This window comes from Halomonas sp. (assembly GCF_052095695.1).
Classification (GTDB): Bacteria; Pseudomonadota; Gammaproteobacteria; order Pseudomonadales; family Halomonadaceae; genus Vreelandella.
Genome location: NZ_JBQDLQ010000003.1, coordinates 58775 through 73884, shown reverse-complemented (window position 1 = coordinate 73884; position 15110 = coordinate 58775). Strand labels below are relative to the sequence as shown.

Sequence of the window (15110 nt, the reverse complement as noted above, 5' to 3'; positions counted from 1 at the left end):
AAGCCGGCGGCGCAGGTTAGAAGATGGTGCCGCCGAACCGGCCTCCGAAGCCGAGGGTCGCAGGTTCAAATCCTGCCGGGCGCGCCAAATTGTAAAAAAAAGGGGCTTGCGAGAAATCGTGGGCCCCTTTTTTTGTGCTATTCGGTTAGACGGCGTTAAGACAACACTGAGATAACGGCGAAGCCCAGTTGTGGCAACGCAGCCGACATCAACTGCAGCTACCTGTTGGGTAAATACGCGATGCTGGCGGCTGGCAATAATAGGCCAGTCCGCTTGGCTGCAAGGTTAGGCGTTGCCCACACCAAGTCGAATCGATGTAGGAGAGCGAACTTGCACATTGATGCGATCCATGACCTTCGCCTCCGAGTGAAACCAGTCTCGAACAGGTGTGCCGCCCATACTTCGCTAGTAGATCCGACCGATTTAGAATCGTCGAACTCTAAGTTCCACCATGTGCGCTTAACAATAAAGTTCTCTGTCCCCGACTGCCCTGACCTCATAATCGAAAGATAATCATCAGCTCTCGGAATCTCAGGCATCTCAATCGGCAGGCTGTAACCGGTTTCACCGCCACCTGGCGGAACAAAGGATAAGTTCACTTTAATTTTGCTAACTCCCTTACTGCAGTAATTGAACGTTTGCTTAAGGGGCGGGCTTTAGCCCGTCTCAGTGAGCGGAGCGAACGATTTGAACCTATTGTTATGCATAAGTGCGCACATGTTATAGCTTGTAATCGCTAATTTTATTGCAGCTCAAGCATTTTATTTTTCTCTTAAACGGCCATAGAGGAAAGTGCAGGAAAAGAAAAACAACAAAGGCCATCTTCAAGCCTTTTGTTATAGGCTGTATCGCGTTGCTCCCGCAGTTTGGACATGCCGGTTCATCAATGCCTTGTTCTGCGATTAAGGGCTCGCTGTAATCAATTGCTAGTATCGCTTTGGCTGTATCTGCACATGAATTCGGAACTTGAAGCCTAATCCCGCCCATGGCGTTCGAATAAAGCCATTGAGCAGTTATGGTGTGCTCGTCAGCTACAAAGGCAGGTATTCCCTCAGATTCGAGTTTTGCACGAGCAATATGCGCTTCAATTGCTAATGAAAAACGGGCTATTGTGATCATGACTACCTTTATGCATAACAGGTATTAGACTGCCCATCCTATGACTGGATGAGCGTGCTGGCATGCTTGTCCAGAAAAGGCAGCCTGCTGTATTCTCCCAAGTCTATGATATTTTTGTATGTTAATTTTAAATAGGCTGCATATTCAAAATTCGCGCGCCTGCTGCCTTTGCCGGTACGCCCGCTTTGGGTCGTTAACGGTCTTTAAATTTCTCTACTGAATTTAGCCTAGCACAGGCTGGTTAAGCAGGCGGTGGTTCTTAAGTCTTATTTTCAACGCTTTACCTTCTTATCCGATCGCGCCATCTGAGGCCAATCGTGATAAAGATTTGCGGCTTTAGGTCTGCTGGCTACCTACCTAGACTTCGGTTAGATCTTCACGGGCGGCCACGTTACGGCAAGCACACCAATTTTAAAAATAATAGCAAATTGCTATAATAGCAAATTGCTATTATAATGTGACCGAGCGAAAGGGGTTACACATGCACGTGGTCACGCAAAAACGTATTTGGGAAGCGAAGGGCAAATGGCCGCAGTCGGCCACCGCTTTAGATGCATGGTTTCGTATCATGAAAGGTAGCGAACCTCAGAGCTTTGCTGAGATGAAAGAAATTTTCCCAGCAACCGATAAGGTCGGAAGCCTCCATGTTTTTGACATTGGTGGGAATAAGATTCGACTGATAGCCACCGTGCACTATCGCGCTAAGCGCGTTTTTATCCGCCATATTCTCGATCATCCAGAATATGACAAGGGTAAGTGGAAGGAGTGAAAATATGAACGCTGTTCTCGATCAAGCGGCTACTCACTGGCAGTACATTGCGCCTCTTCTCTCTGCGCCTGAGTCAGAGGATGAGTATGACGCGAAAGTAGAGGCGCTTGATGAAATTCTAAGCTTGGTTGGTGATGATGAAACTCATTTTCTATCCAGCCTTGCGGCGCGCCTCGGTGATCTTTTAGAGGCATATGATGAGCGAGTACGCCCCATGCCCGTCGCTGGGGATACTGACGTGCTGCGCTATCTCATGGAAGAGCGAGGCATTACCCAAAGCGATTTGCCGGAAATTGGGGCTCAGCCTGTTGTTTCGTCCATTTTGTCCGGTAAGCGTCATCTTAACTGGCGCCAAATTTGTGGCCTTTCCGACCGCTTTAGCATTCCAACGGATGTTTTCAAGCAGTGTAAAATAACGCGGGATATCAGCTAACGCTGATTAGCGCTTTCTTAATTGCAAAAAAAGGGCTGCGAGCAATCGCATGCCCCTTTTTTGTGACTTACTTTTCTTTTTGCCACTTATGGTGTGGCTTACTCTCTCTGCTTCAACTCTGCCTGCCTAGGCGGGCTACCTGCTCGTACTCCGCTGAGATCCTCCTGAGAGAGGCCGCGGTAAAGCGAGAACATCATGATAAAGACCAGAATAAACATCGGTAGGCCGACAACGGTGATGACCTGCTGCAGTGCGATTAGCCCGGCATCGCCTGCCAGTACGATAAGCATGGCAGCCAGCATACCCTCAGAGACACCCCAGAAAACACGTTGATGCCAGGGGCCAGGGTCGGCGCTGCCGGTACACAGCATATCGACGACCAGTGACGCTGAGTCCGATGAAGTAGCGAAGAAGATCGCGACGATCACCACCGCTAAGCCCTTAATCAATGTTGCGGCCGGGAAATTATCAAAAAACGCGAACATGGCGAGGGGGATGCTTTCGGCGACAGCTGCTGACAATACACCGGCTTGATCCCCTAATGCTGCCCGGGCCTCTGGTCCAATGCCGTCAATTTCCATTGCCGACCAGCCGAAGATTGCAAACCAGACCAGCGTAAATATAGAGGGGGCGAACAGCACGCCGAGCACGAACTCGCGGATCGTCCGGCCGCGAGAAATCCGCGCCACGAAGATACCGATGAACGGTGACCAGGTCACTGTCCAAGCCCAGTAGAAGACCGTCCAGCTGCCTTGCCAGCCCCAGGCGCCGCCTTCGCTGGAATAGCGTGCCAGCGTGTCATTCCAGAATGCCATGGGCAGCAGGTTGGTTATGTAGAGGCCAAAGGTTTCGACAACGGCACGTAATAGGAAAACGGTCGAGCCGGTAAAGAGCACAAACAGCAGCAGGCCAACGGCCATGCCAATATTGATGTTGGAGAGCAGTTTCACGCCAGAATCCAGCCCTGCCACGATTGATCCCACGGCCACGGTGGTGAGCACCGCGATGATCAGCACCTTGGTTATCACCGCATCCGGAACACCCCACAGCTCCGTTAGCCCCGCATTGATTTGTTGGGTGCCCAGCCCGATAGAAACGGCTACGCCAAAGAGCGTGCCGAGAATGGCAAAGATGTCGAGTGATTTGCCGATGGGGCCGTAAATGCGTTCACCTAAAAACGGATAGAAGACCGAGCTGAAGCGCATTGGTAGGTTGTAACGATAAATAAAGTACGCGAACGCCAGTCCCGGCATGGCGAAAATCGCCCAAGTATGTAGCCCCAGGTGATAAATCGAAAAACTCATGGCATCGGCGGCGGCTGTCGCTGAGAAGGGATCGACACCCGTGCGCGGGGGCGTTGCGAAGTGAGAGATTGGCTCGGCCACGCCCCAAAACATCAACACCGTGCCAATACCGCCAGCGAACAGCATGGCGAACCAGGAAGCGTTGGTATAGGCAGGCTTAGCATCATTGCCGCCTAAGCGGATCGCACCGTAACGGCTTAAAGCCACCCACAGTAGGAACGTTACCCAGGTTGTCACCCCTAAAATAAAGAACCAGCCCAGATTAGTAACGATCCATTCACGCCCCTCGCCGAAGGCTGCCCCTATGGGGTCCGGCGCAATCAACAGCGCCACTAAAAATAAGATCATGATTCCGGCGGAGGTGAAAAATATGGTGGGATCTGTCCTGAGGCCCAGCTTTCGCGCAAGTGCATCCATTGTTATGGCTTCCTATGTCTTTGCAACTGCCTTTATGACTGCCTTTATGACTGCCTTTATGACTGTCTTTGCGGCCCTGTTTTTAAAACCGGACTTTCAAACTCGCCCTTAAAACAACGTAGGAGCTATAGGGCGATTACGCCACGCTGGCAAAAAAATACGCGCTATTAGCATCGCTTTCTGATGCTAATAGCGCGTCCCTAGTGTTTTAACGACTCTCTACACGTAGAAGTCGAGGTCCTCTTGCGCTTTGAGCAGATCGCGCATCTTGATGGAGTCATCACCAAAGAAGAAGACCAGGCCCCAGTGCGTGCCGAAAGCAGACCGGTCAGGCACGGTCTCTTCCGTAGGCGCGACCAGCTCATGTGACTCGAAATAGGGGTGGTCAACGCACTCTGTAGGCATTTCCAGTTTGCTAACCACCCGGCGGCGTGGGTAGACACCAAAGCAGCCTGTGTAGCCTTTCGCGTCGACCACTTCACGGGGGAAGAAAGCCGCCAACCCGAGCAGGCTCAGCACCGTAGTAACCACCGGCGACGTACCGCTTGGAAGTGGACGAAGCGCCTACCCAGCCTGATCAACATCGTCGCCAAGCAACTCCGCGAGGCTCGGTAACATCCCCAACCGTGTGGGCATTGAGCACCGCCCCGCGACAGTCGATGATCGGGTCGTGATCAGCCATTGGGAAGGCGACACGATGCTCAAGGGGCATAAGCAGTACAACATGAGCCGCGTTATCGACAACCTTCCTTCTCTGGAGGCGCTTGATGCCTGCATGAACCCATAAGCCTGTCAGGGTGGGCTCCTTAGTGGCTAGCTTTGCGATTCTTCACGAACTTGGTGGGGTGTTTTGCCTGTCCAGCGTCTAAATGCTCGGCGAAAGTTGGCGCTGTCGCTAAACCCTAGCCGTGCCGCTATATCTTCGGTACTCATTTTTGTGACCAGTAGGTACTCGGTTGCCAACGTGCAGCGGGCGTCATCGAGTATTGCCCTATAGCTGGTCAGCTCCGCATCGAGCTTTCTTCTTAACGTGCGTGTCGTGATGCAAAGCAGGTTGGCGACGGCTTCCATGGTGGGAAAACTGTTCGGGGACATGAGCAGTATTTGATACACCTCGCCCGTTATACCGGATGACATCTTGGTGCGACCCAATAGTTGGTTACACGTTTCCTGAAGTAGTTTTATCGATAGCTGGTTGCCTAATATGGGGGATTGATCAAGTATCGACTTGGGGTAGTGGATTTCATTTACTTCTTGATTAAAGTAACAGTCACACAGTAAATATTTTTCATGTACCTGTTCAACATCTTTCCCTGAATAAGATAGCAGTGCTTTTATGGGAAATAGACGTGGACCCGCGGCATCGCGAATATGGGTAATATTTTGTGCCATCTGTTGCTGAATTAAAAAATTGCGGGTTTTGATACTTGTGATATACGAGTAAGTTTCTTTGAATTCAAACACGGCTGACGCGTCGGTTTCTCTCCACGTCATATATAGCGTTGGCGTGGCTAAAGGGTGGTATTTCACCCCAAAACTGAAATAGTCCCGCATAGTCGGGCTGGTAAGCAGGGCGTAGCCGTACATGCCATAAGCAGTTAAATGCAGTCGATTGGCCGTCTCAAAAGGGGTGGAGAGATTAGCGCCCGCATCAATCACATTCGTGCAAGCGTCCACATACTGTTTGATGGAAACCAGAGTGGCGGGGTCCGCCAGCGCTGCCTGACTTAAGTTAAGCCCTCGTAAAACCTGATCAGCAGAAATCCCCTGTTCTGCTGCCGTCTCCAGTAAAGCAGCTATTTTGTAGGGAGCATAGATCTTTTGATTCAGTAGGTTAGCCTGAAAACTGGCCATAAGTAGCTCTCAATGGAATGTCCGAAAAAGACCTCACGAAGACCGATTTAGACCTTCCTTGAACCTAGCGTAACTTTGTAGAGTAGCCTCACGCAATAATAAGAACCTGGGCGCAGAAACTGAGTGCAACTCCTTAAATAATAATGACGGACAAACTTTACAACAAAAGCAGCTTAAAGCTGACGGTTATCGGAAGGAAAAAATATGAAAACGCAGCACGCCCTTATGCTTGTCGGGTTCGCCCTCGGCGCGTCCCTGATTCCCCTTAATGCGAATGCTCAAGACCCGCAGCGTTGGACGATGACCTCTACCTGGCCTGAGAACATCGATGCGGTCAAAATTGATCGGCACTGGGCTGAACTGGTTAACAAGATAGCCGGTGATGAGCTACAGATCGAGTTTCATCCTGGTGGCACACTGATGCCCGGTACAGAAGTATTCGATGCCACTGAAACCGGCAGCATTGAGGCCTCCGGTGATTGGCCAGGGTATTGGGCCGGTCTTAATCCGGCATTCTCGCCGCTAGCAACGACGACCAGCTTGTTTAATGCACTGGACTACTTCAACTGGATCCAGCAGTGGGGCGGTCGTGAGCTTTATCAAGAGATTTATGGTCAGTTTGGTTTGGTTTATCTTCCCTATGGCGTATTGAATAACGAATCTGGCTTTATGGGCCGCACGCCGATCGAGAGCATTGCTGATTTGGAGGGTAAGCGGCTGCGCATTGCAGGTCGTGATCAGGGCCGTGTGATGGAGCAGCTGGGCGGCTCTCAGGTAACGCTTGCCGGTGGTGAGGTCTATCAAGCGATTGAGCGCGGTGTGGTTGACGCGGCAGAGTTCTCTGCACCTGGCATTGACTATAGCGTTGGTTTGGCCGAAGTCGCGGATTACTGGGCCACGCCTGGCTGGCACCAGTCTGCCACGGTGTTTGGGGTCATGATTAATAAAGACGCTTGGGACGCTCTCTCTGAAGAGACGCAAGAGATGCTGCAGATTGCAGCCGATGCCACCATGGGTTGGTCATTATCATGGTCGGAGCGCGAATCTACGGATGCTACCCAAAAGTTCATCGATGCGGGCATTACCATCAATCAGTTCTCTGAAGAAGATTTAGCCCGTATCCAAGAGATCACCAACGAAGTGATTGTGCGTGGCGCCTGTGAGCATCCAGACCATGCCAAGGTTTACCACTCGATGATCAGCTACATGGAACACTACGCAGCGTGGCGTGATATTTCAGTGCCTTTCAACATGAGCCGCGTTACCAACGACCTGCCTTCGCTTGATGAGCTTGAGGCTTGCATGAACCAGTAATCGAATTTGGGTGGGCCCTTAATGGGCCCTTAATGGGCCCATCTCGTCGATTGACTGCGACCTTTAATGCCCTGCTTGAACTGACCTATTCCGAGATCCTCCTCATGAATGCCATTGCCAGGGCCATCGATGCCCTTAACGAAGGATTCGGTCGCGTGATTGCTCCGCTTCTTGCCGTGATCACCATGATCGTTCTTTACGACATTGCTATGCGTTTCTTGGCCGGACGCCCGAGCAGTTGGGCTTTTGATGTCACCAAAATGCTGTTTGGAGCCCATTTCATGCTGATGGCGGCCTACGCGTTACGCCATCACGCTCATGTCGAGGTCGACGTGCTTAAGCGATTATTGTCGCGGCGCAAGCAGGCCGCACTTGAGCTTGTGAGCTACTTGATCTTCTTCGTGCCGTTTATTTGGCTGTTGATTACCTATGGTTGGGCGTTCTTCGAACGCTCCTTTAGCCGCGGCGAGACTACTTACGGCATGGTCGCGCTTCCCGTCTACCCCCTTAAAGGAGTGATCATGGTGGCCGCCGCTCTGATTTTGCTGCAGGCCGTCGCCATCGTAATCCGCGCCACCCAGCAATTGCGGGAGGAAGCCGTATGAATCTAAGCCCTGAACTACTCACGCTGGTGATGTTTGGCGGGTTGCTGATAGGTCTGTTTATGAGCCATCCGCTGGCCTTTGTGCTGGGTGGCGTCGCGGTAATTGGTGCTTTTCTAGGCCCTGGCGAGCGGGTATTAGGCACTATTATCAACAATATTTATGGCAACTCCATGGACAACTATGTCTTGGTGGCCATTCCTCTTTTCGTGCTGATGGCACGCTTTCTCAACGACTCGGGCGTCACCGAGAAGATGTTTGAGGCGATGCGCTTACTGTTGGCTAACCTGCGCGGAGGCCTGGCGCTGACCGTGGTGATTGTGTCCGTGCTGTTGGCCGCTACCACTGGCATCGTCGGCGCCTCGATTGCCGTAATGGGTATGATTGCGCTCGTCCCCATGCTCAAGCACTCCTATAACAAGGAGCTCAGTACCGGGGTCATCATGGCCAGCGGCTGCCTGGGTATTCTGATTCCGCCTAGCATCATGCTGATCCTGATGGCCAGCTATTCGCCAGTCTCGGTAGGTGCACTGTTCGCTGGCGCCCTGGTACCAGGGGTCATGCTGGGGGCGATGTATGCTCTTTACGTGCTGGTGATCTGCTATTTAAAGCCGAGCTACGGCCCGCCGGTACCGGCAGAGGAGCGCGCCAAAGTCTCCACCGCACAGCTCATGGTGATGCTGCTTAAGTACGTGCTGCCGCCGATGGCGCTGATTCTTGGTGTACTGGGGTCATTGTTTGCCGGTATCGCCACGGCCACTGAGGCTTCGGCGATTGGTGTCTTTATCGCGTTTATGCTGTTTCTGATCTTCGGCGACCGTAAGCTCGCGACCTGCTACCGCACGCTGATCGAGGCCAGCAAGACCACCACCATGGTGATGCTGGTCCTGGTGGGCGCGACCGCCTTTACCGGTGTTTTCTCACGCGGCGGCGGTATGCAGGTCATTCATGACGTCGTGATGGCCATGCCCGGCGGCACCTTGGGTGCACTGATCTTGATGCTGCTCTTGGTTTTCATCCTTGGCATGTTCCTCGACTGGACTGGCATCGTGCTGCTCAGCTTCCCGATCATGCTTCCCATCGTCGCTGATATGGGCGTCGACGTGCTGTGGTTTGTGGTCATGGTGGCGGTGGTTCTCCAGACCTCTTTCCTGACGCCGCCATTTGGTTATGCGCTGTTCTATCTCAAAGGGGTGGCGCCGCCTGGGGTCGAGACGCTTGATCTTTATCGGGCCGTGATTCCTTTCGTGGCGTTGATCTTACTGGCCTGCGTTCTGATGACCCTTTTCCCAGTGCTGGTGACAGGCCTGCCTTCATTGTTGATGGGCAGATAAATCGACCTCATTAGGCCCTGCCTGCCATTGCAGGGCTAGTGTTGAGATTCCATGGAGTAACTAGTCAATGAAAGTAATAGAGAGTTTGATTCCCCGTGTAGGACTCAGAGTGCTGATTACCGCCGGCGCCAACGGCATTGGCTTGGCGATCGCCCAAGCATTTCAAGAGGCAGGCGCCCGCGTCCACGTGTGTGATATTGATGAGCAGGCGCTAGCCGCATTGCCCGAAGGCATCACCTATACCCAGGCTGATGTCAGCCAAGAGGCCGATGTCGACCGGCTGTTTGAGGATGCCGCTCATTTAGGCGGGCTAGATGTGGTGGTGAACAACGCTGGCATCGCCGGCCCCACCGCTAGCATCGAAGATATTGATCCTGAGAGCTGGCACCGTACGATCAATATCAACCTCAATGGCCAGTACCGGGTGGCTAACCGAGCCACGTCTTTGCTCCGTGAAAGCCAGGGGCTACTCATTAATATGGCGTCAGTCGCTGGCCGCTTGGGCTTAGCCTATCGCACCCCTTACTCAGCCAGTAAATGGGCGATTGTCGGTCTTACCAAGAGCTTAGCCAACGAGCTTGGTCCCGATAGTGTAAGGGTCAACGCCATTCTGCCCGGTATCGTGCGTGGGCCTCGCATCGAGCAAGTCATCACCGCACGGGCTGAGAAGCAAGGCATCAGCTACACCGAGATGGAGCAGGAGATCCTCTCGAATGTTTCCATGCGACGTATGGTTGAACCGGCTGATATTGCTGCCATGGTGCTGTTTTTGTCCGCGCCCGGCGGCACCAACATCTCGGGCCAGGCGCTGAGTGTTTGCGCCAACGTCGAGACGATTTAACCGGCTTCACGCTTTTTGCGTCACTACTCTTATCAGAGACACTATTAATGGCTACTCAACGTAAAGTCATCATTACTTGCGCCTTAACCGGCGCCATTCATACGCCTTCGATGTCACCGCACCTGCCGGTGACGCCAGAAGAGATTGCCGAGGCGGGCATCGCTGCTGCCGAGGCTGGCGCGGCTATCATTCATCTGCATGCGCGCGACCCGATTACCGGTAAGCCTACTCAGGATCCGGCTGTTTTCGAGCGTATTCTGCCGCGCATGAAGGGCGCCACTAACGCGGTCATTAATCTCACCACCGGTGGCAGCCCGCACATGAGCGTGGAAGAGCGCATGCTACCCGCCATGGAGTTCAAGCCCGAACTTGCCTCTATGAACATGGGGTCAATCAACTTCGGCTTATTTCCCATGCTTAGCCGATACGAGAGCTTCCAGCACGAATGGGAGAGAGTCCACCTCGAAAATAGCCGTGACTTGGTATTCAAGAACACCTTTGCTGATATCGAAAAAGCCATGGCGCTGGGTGCTGCAAACGGCACCCGCTTTGAATGCGAGTGCTATGACATTGGGCACCTCTATAGCCTGAGCCACATGATCGATCGCGGTTTTATTGGTGGGCGGGTTTTCGTACAGAGCGTATTCGGGATTTTGGGTGGCATTGGCCCCCATCCTGAGGATGTTATCCATATGCGCCGCACCGCCGACCGGCTCTTTGGAGACGGCTACGAGTGGTCTGTGCTTGGCGCGGGGAGTCACCAGATGCGCATTGCCGCTCAGTCTGCCGCTATGGGTGGGCATGTGCGTGTTGGGCTGGAAGACTCACTATGGCTGTCGCCAGGCAAACTCGCCGAGAGCAATGCCAGCCAAGTGACTAAAGTGCGTAAAATTCTCGAAGGGCTCTCTTTTGAGATAGCGACTCCCGACGAAGCGCGTGAAATGCTGCAACTGAAAGGTGCCGGCAACGTCGGCTTTTAAGCAGGCTTATAACGATAAGAACGGCAAAGGAGCCAACGATGCAAATCACCCATCAAGTTATTGCAATTACCGGCGGCGCGAGCGGCCTTGGCTATGCCATGGCGCAGCGTGTAGGCAAGCAAGGCGCGACACTGGCGCTGCTGGATAGAAATGCCGCTACGTTAGACGACGCTGTCTCAGCACTTGGTGCGCAGGGTATTAATGCACATGGCTTTGCGGTAGATGTGGCAGACGAACAGTCAGTGATCGACACCTTTTCCGATATTGCTGATCGATTAGGGCCCGTTGAAGGGTGTGTCAATAATGCCGGTATTACCGACGACGCGCTGTTCATCAAAGCAAAAGACGGCGTGATTGCTAAGCGTATGTCCTTGGATGCTTGGAAGCGAGTGATTGAGGTTAACCTGACCGGCGTTTTTCTATGCGGCCGCGAAGCTGCCAGCCAAATGGTGTTGTCAGGAAAGGGAGGTGTCATCGTTAACATCTCGAGTATTGCCCGTGCCGGTAACATGGGGCAAACCAACTACGCTGCAGCAAAAGCCGGGGTGCATGCGCTTACCGTCACGTGGGCAAAAGAGTTGGCCCAATACGGTATCCGCACCGGTACCGTGGCACCCGGGTTCATTGCCACCCCCATGACGGCTGCTATACGCCCTGATATGTATGAAAAAATCGCGGGTTCGGTTCCTCTAAAGCGGCTAGGTCAGCCCGATAATATTGCCCAGAGCGTCGCATTTATTATTGAAAACGATTACTTCACCGGCAGAATTATTGAGTGTGATGGTGGTTTAAGACTGTAGCCCCTCCCTTTCTTGGAAGGCTGATTCAGAGCCGAGAACGGTGATCTACCCATGCTATCGGCTCGTCTAAACGTGCGCTTTAAACCAACGTTAACATGCAAAAAATATGCTTTATCAAACAATGTTGTATTGTAACGGGCTGATATATTGGTCAATTCGATGATTTCAATGGCCCATGACCTGGACTATCGCGTAGTGGCCGAAGGGGTAGAGAGCGAAACCGCTATAGCTAGAAGTATTTGAGCAGTGGCTAACGGCTTTCTCGTCGACCGCTCAGTGGCCTTCCTCATGAACCCCTTCGTCTAACCATGACGGTATTGCATAACCGGTTAATTTTTTATCTAAAAAAAGATATCAATTGCGCTGGCTTCAGGTTTGGTCGCGCGTGTTAAAAGAGTGTTAATAACCTGCCTAGTGTTTCCATGCCGCGTTCGCTGCGTTGCGTCCAGGGGTGACCATAGCTTAGTCGCACGCAGTGGCGAAACTGTTGGGTTGCCGAAAAAATCGGGCCTGGTGCTAAGCTAACGCCATGATCAAGCGCTGTATTAAATAGCCGCAGCGAATCCACTTCCTCGGGAAACTCTACCCATAAGAAGTAGCCGCCCGCGGGTCGGGTAATGCGGGTCTGATCAGGGAAGTAGCGATCCGCCGCCGCCAGCATGCTGCCTTGCTGTGACTCTAAGGCGTGACGGAGCTTGCGCAAATGGCGGTCATAACCGCCGTGCTGTAAATAGTCGGCAATCGCTGCTTGAGCAGGCACGGAAGGTGAAATGGTGGTCATCAGTTTTAGCCGGGAGATGGCCTGGGCATAGCGGCCGCCTGCAACCCAGCCAACCCGGTAGCCCGGCGCCAAGCACTTTGAGAAAGAGCTGCAGTGGATGACTAAACCGTCGTCGTCAAAGGTTTTTACGGGCGTGGGTGGCACACTGCCAAAATACAACTCGGCATATACGTCATCTTCTAACATAGGGACTTGATGCTGTTTTAACAGCTGGTAAAGCGCTTGTTTGCGCTCTTTACTCAGGCTGGCGCCGACTGGGTTTTGCAAATGGCTCATAAACCAGCAGGCTTTGATGGGTAGTGTCTCCAGTCGCTCTGCCAGCACTTCAAGATTGATGCCACCCCGTGGATGAACCGGTATTTCCACCGCGCGTAGTTTCAATCGCTCTAACACTTGCAGGCTGGCATAAAACGCTGGCGACTCAATGGCCACTAAATCGCCCTGCTGGGTAACGCACTGCAGCGCCAGATTAAGCCCCTCCATTGCGCCAGTGGTAATCACCAGCTCTTCCATCGGGAGTTGTATGCCACCCAGCATATAGCGCAGGGCAATTTGCCGACACAGGTCGGTATGGCCGGTGGTCATGTCGGCCACTACCTGTTGGGGTGAAAGCGCGCGCAGCCCCCGGGTCATACTGATGCCCAAGCGAGAGAGCGGAAACAACTCTGGGCTGGGAAAGGCCGAGCCGAAGGGCACCGTTTGATCATCCTGCAGTGAGTCAAGCACCGAGAACACCAGCTCGCTGACCTCTACCTCTGCTGGGTCAGTGGGCTGTAGCGTTACCCGGGGTTCACCCAGTAAACGGCGCGCATGTTCCCGGACAAAATAGCCTGAGCGTGCCCGTGCGCTGATAAGCCCGCGGTTTTCAAGTAAATAGTAAGCCTGGAACACCGTAGAAGGGCTGATGCCATGGTGGCGGCTAGCCTGACGCACCGAAGGGATGCGCTCGCCTGGGCCAAGCACCCCCTCGCGAATCAGCGTGGCTATCTCATCGGCAAATTGTTCGTAGCGTTTCATGGGATAGACCATTGGCGTGTTGGGCACTGTGCGGTATGTCAGAGCGAACAAACAGATGCAATTGCATTAATTAAAAGCATATCAGATAGAAGGCCTAAAGGGCGAAGGCACAAAGTGATGCGGCATATTTCTCTAAAACTGCGCCTGTTTTCAGCCTCTGTTGGGAAGGCATAGCGGCGGCTACTAATCGGCGACGCCCCCCGACCGCATAGACCTTCATATAGACCTCCATTTCCTTTCTTCTGGATATCGGTATGAAAATCCAATGGCACAAAACCGCTAAGCATACGGCTTGGCTGCTGATTGCCGTGGCAACGGGGGTGGCCTTTGCCGGTTACTTCACTCCCATTAGAGCGTTAGTGGTGGATATGTTGACCCTGGACGTACACCCTTTGGCTTTGTTTTGGATCGGCTTTTTGACTCTATTTACGTATTCGAATGCTGGTTGGCTACGCCATCAGGTATGTCCCACGGGTATCGTGCAGTATGAGTGCATTGGCTGTGCTGCGTGTATTGATGCCTGCGACACCACCGAACGCACGCTGGAAGGTAAACCGACACGCTTTTGGCGCCCTCAGCTACTGGCGTATGCCGTAGCTCTGCTCTTGATGGTCGTGCTGTTGGTCAGTTTCTTGAACTCCCGTGTACCTCTTGATGTGGACATTGTGCGCGACCGCCAGACGCTGTTTGAAAGCACGGCGGAGAGTCGCATCATCAATGACTACAACGTGACGCTGCGCAACCAAGATGGCCAAGCCCATCGCTATGCATGATCGGCAACGGGCTTGCCAGGGCTTCGCCTGCAGGGGATGAACACCATTGAAGTATCGGCTAACGAGGCACGTAGCCTGCGCTTGGCATTGATGGTAGATTCGGCGAACCTAACACAGCCCAGTCATCCTATTGAACTGCATATCACCGCATTAGCTGGCCCCGCGATAACGAGCGTTAGCGAAACACGGTTTCTGGGATCTGCTGGGGATTAGCGGCTTCAAGAGCCATTTATAATATTGATGCGCTATTTCTCCGTTAAACTAGAGCGTTTATGAATCTTTAGCAGCTCAGCAATGGGCGGTTCTTTAAACGAAAGACTATTAACCTTTAGTATTGATTTGGGTGTTATGATTAATTGTAATGTCTCGCCCAATGAAAAGGTATTGGACGCGGTTTTTTATTACGGATAATTTAAAAGCATAAAGTGAATAATTTACTCTGCAAGGCTCATATGGTTAAAAGTTCACTGATGAAATAAAATTCAACTAAGTGAGAACCTGTTGTAAAAATACACAAAATAAATCGAGTTGGGTGCTCAGTGCTATCACTATTACCTTTATAAGTTCTGCTTTAGGTAATGAAAGCGCTCCTAGCGATTATCCTAAGATGGCCGTCATCCAAAATGAGAAAGTGATCGAGAGAATGAATGAAATGGGCGTGATGCTTGCTGGGTCAACGCCAGAAGCGTTTCAGGCGTACATTGAGAGCGAGACAATAAGGGGGAAAGTAGTTCGTGTCTCAAAGGGCTCTGCTAATTAAATTCTCGTGTTG

At 52.5% G+C, this 15110-nt stretch carries 12 protein-coding genes and 3 pseudogenes; 10 read left to right on the top strand and 5 right to left on the bottom strand.

Annotation, left to right across the window (positions count from 1 at the left end):
• Window positions 1-720: 720 nt before the first annotated feature.
• Window positions 721-1119, bottom strand: a complete 399-nt coding sequence (locus tag ACTH5D_RS01335; protein ID WP_441667856.1) for a putative signal transducing protein — start codon at window positions 1117-1119, stop codon at window positions 721-723.
• A 481-nt stretch (window positions 1120-1600) separates the two neighbouring features.
• On the opposite strand from ACTH5D_RS01335, the gene ACTH5D_RS01330 reads away from it, so the two are divergent.
• Window positions 1601-1888, top strand: a complete 288-nt coding sequence (locus ACTH5D_RS01330; protein ID WP_441667855.1) for a type II toxin-antitoxin system HigB family toxin — start codon at window positions 1601-1603, stop codon at window positions 1886-1888.
• Window positions 1889-1892: 4 nt separating this feature from the next.
• Window positions 1893-2321, top strand: coding sequence for a helix-turn-helix domain-containing protein (locus ACTH5D_RS01325; protein ID WP_441667854.1), 429 nt, complete (start codon window positions 1893-1895; stop codon window positions 2319-2321).
• 98 nt (window positions 2322-2419) lie between these two features.
• Here ACTH5D_RS01325 and ACTH5D_RS01320 read toward each other — a convergent pair whose 3' ends face one another.
• Window positions 2420-4042: a BCCT family transporter gene (locus ACTH5D_RS01320; protein ID WP_441667853.1), complete on the bottom strand. Its 1623-nt coding sequence runs from the start codon at window positions 4040-4042 to the stop codon at window positions 2420-2422.
• A 219-nt stretch (window positions 4043-4261) separates the two neighbouring features.
• Window positions 4262-4537 (bottom strand): annotated as a pseudogene (locus tag ACTH5D_RS01315) (carboxylate--amine ligase); the annotation flags it as partial.
• A gap of 6 nt (window positions 4538-4543) precedes the next feature.
• Here ACTH5D_RS01315 and ACTH5D_RS01310 point away from each other — a divergent pair.
• Window positions 4544-4784: pseudogene (locus ACTH5D_RS01310) on the top strand (hypothetical protein); the annotation flags it as partial.
• Window positions 4785-4855: 71 nt separating this feature from the next.
• On the opposite strand, the gene ACTH5D_RS01305 reads toward ACTH5D_RS01310, so the two are convergent.
• Window positions 4856-5896 (bottom strand): AraC family transcriptional regulator ligand-binding domain-containing protein, encoded by a 1041-nt coding sequence (locus ACTH5D_RS01305; RefSeq protein WP_441667852.1) that lies wholly within the window; start codon window positions 5894-5896, stop codon window positions 4856-4858.
• Window positions 5897-6100: 204 nt separating this feature from the next.
• Here ACTH5D_RS01305 and dctP point away from each other — a divergent pair, with 204 nt between their 5' ends.
• The 6 genes from dctP (at window position 6101) to ACTH5D_RS01275 (ending at window position 11767) form a co-directional block, all read left to right on the top strand.
• Window positions 6101-7210 (top strand): TRAP transporter substrate-binding protein DctP, encoded by a 1110-nt coding sequence (gene dctP, locus ACTH5D_RS01300; RefSeq protein WP_441667851.1) that lies wholly within the window; start codon window positions 6101-6103, stop codon window positions 7208-7210.
• A gap of 104 nt (window positions 7211-7314) precedes the next feature.
• Window positions 7315-7815, top strand: coding sequence for a TRAP transporter small permease subunit (locus tag ACTH5D_RS01295; RefSeq protein WP_441667858.1), 501 nt, complete (start codon window positions 7315-7317; stop codon window positions 7813-7815).
• Window positions 7812-9146 carry a TRAP transporter large permease gene (locus tag ACTH5D_RS01290; RefSeq protein ID WP_441667850.1) on the top strand — a complete coding sequence of 445 codons (1335 nt, stop codon included), beginning with the start codon at window positions 7812-7814 and terminating at the stop codon, window positions 9144-9146. The genes ACTH5D_RS01295 and ACTH5D_RS01290 overlap by 4 nt, the downstream gene beginning before the upstream one ends.
• A gap of 67 nt (window positions 9147-9213) precedes the next feature.
• Window positions 9214-9987, top strand: coding sequence for an SDR family oxidoreductase (locus tag ACTH5D_RS01285; protein ID WP_441667849.1), 774 nt, complete (start codon window positions 9214-9216; stop codon window positions 9985-9987).
• A gap of 47 nt (window positions 9988-10034) precedes the next feature.
• Window positions 10035-10967, top strand: coding sequence for a 3-keto-5-aminohexanoate cleavage protein (locus ACTH5D_RS01280; protein ID WP_441667848.1), 933 nt, complete (start codon window positions 10035-10037; stop codon window positions 10965-10967).
• A 38-nt stretch (window positions 10968-11005) separates the two neighbouring features.
• A complete protein-coding gene (locus tag ACTH5D_RS01275) occupies window positions 11006-11767 on the top strand; it encodes an SDR family NAD(P)-dependent oxidoreductase (RefSeq protein WP_441667847.1) in 762 nt (253 codons plus the stop codon).
• A gap of 388 nt (window positions 11768-12155) precedes the next feature.
• Here the strand turns inward: ACTH5D_RS01275 and mapR are convergent, their stop codons facing one another.
• The gene (gene mapR, locus ACTH5D_RS01270) at window positions 12156-13565 is read right to left on the bottom strand and encodes a GntR family transcriptional regulator MpaR (RefSeq protein ID WP_441667846.1); all 1410 of its coding nucleotides are present in this window, start codon (window positions 13563-13565) and stop codon (window positions 12156-12158) included.
• 254 nt (window positions 13566-13819) lie between these two features.
• Here mapR and ACTH5D_RS01265 point away from each other — a divergent pair.
• Window positions 13820-14551: pseudogene (locus tag ACTH5D_RS01265) on the top strand (FixG Ig-like domain-containing protein).
• Window positions 14552-15110 lie beyond the last annotated feature (559 nt).

What these genes read in the sequence shown, in the direction of transcription:
- ACTH5D_RS01335 (WP_441667856.1), bottom strand. Translation starts at nt 1,119, where the DNA reads ATGATCACAATAGCCCGTTTTTCATTAGCAATTGAAGCGCATATTGCT.
- ACTH5D_RS01330 (WP_441667855.1), top strand. Translation starts at nt 1,601, where the DNA reads ATGCACGTGGTCACGCAAAAACGTATTTGGGAAGCGAAGGGCAAATGG.
- ACTH5D_RS01325 (WP_441667854.1), top strand. Translation starts at nt 1,893, where the DNA reads ATGAACGCTGTTCTCGATCAAGCGGCTACTCACTGGCAGTACATTGCG.
- ACTH5D_RS01320 (WP_441667853.1), bottom strand. Translation starts at nt 4,042, where the DNA reads ATGGATGCACTTGCGCGAAAGCTGGGCCTCAGGACAGATCCCACCATA.
- ACTH5D_RS01305 (WP_441667852.1), bottom strand. Translation starts at nt 5,896, where the DNA reads ATGGCCAGTTTTCAGGCTAACCTACTGAATCAAAAGATCTATGCTCCC.
- dctP (WP_441667851.1), top strand. Translation starts at nt 6,101, where the DNA reads ATGAAAACGCAGCACGCCCTTATGCTTGTCGGGTTCGCCCTCGGCGCG.
- ACTH5D_RS01295 (WP_441667858.1), top strand. Translation starts at nt 7,315, where the DNA reads ATGAATGCCATTGCCAGGGCCATCGATGCCCTTAACGAAGGATTCGGT.
- ACTH5D_RS01290 (WP_441667850.1), top strand. Translation starts at nt 7,812, where the DNA reads ATGAATCTAAGCCCTGAACTACTCACGCTGGTGATGTTTGGCGGGTTG.
- ACTH5D_RS01285 (WP_441667849.1), top strand. Translation starts at nt 9,214, where the DNA reads ATGAAAGTAATAGAGAGTTTGATTCCCCGTGTAGGACTCAGAGTGCTG.
- ACTH5D_RS01280 (WP_441667848.1), top strand. Translation starts at nt 10,035, where the DNA reads ATGGCTACTCAACGTAAAGTCATCATTACTTGCGCCTTAACCGGCGCC.
- ACTH5D_RS01275 (WP_441667847.1), top strand. Translation starts at nt 11,006, where the DNA reads ATGCAAATCACCCATCAAGTTATTGCAATTACCGGCGGCGCGAGCGGC.
- mapR (WP_441667846.1), bottom strand. Translation starts at nt 13,565, where the DNA reads ATGAAACGCTACGAACAATTTGCCGATGAGATAGCCACGCTGATTCGC.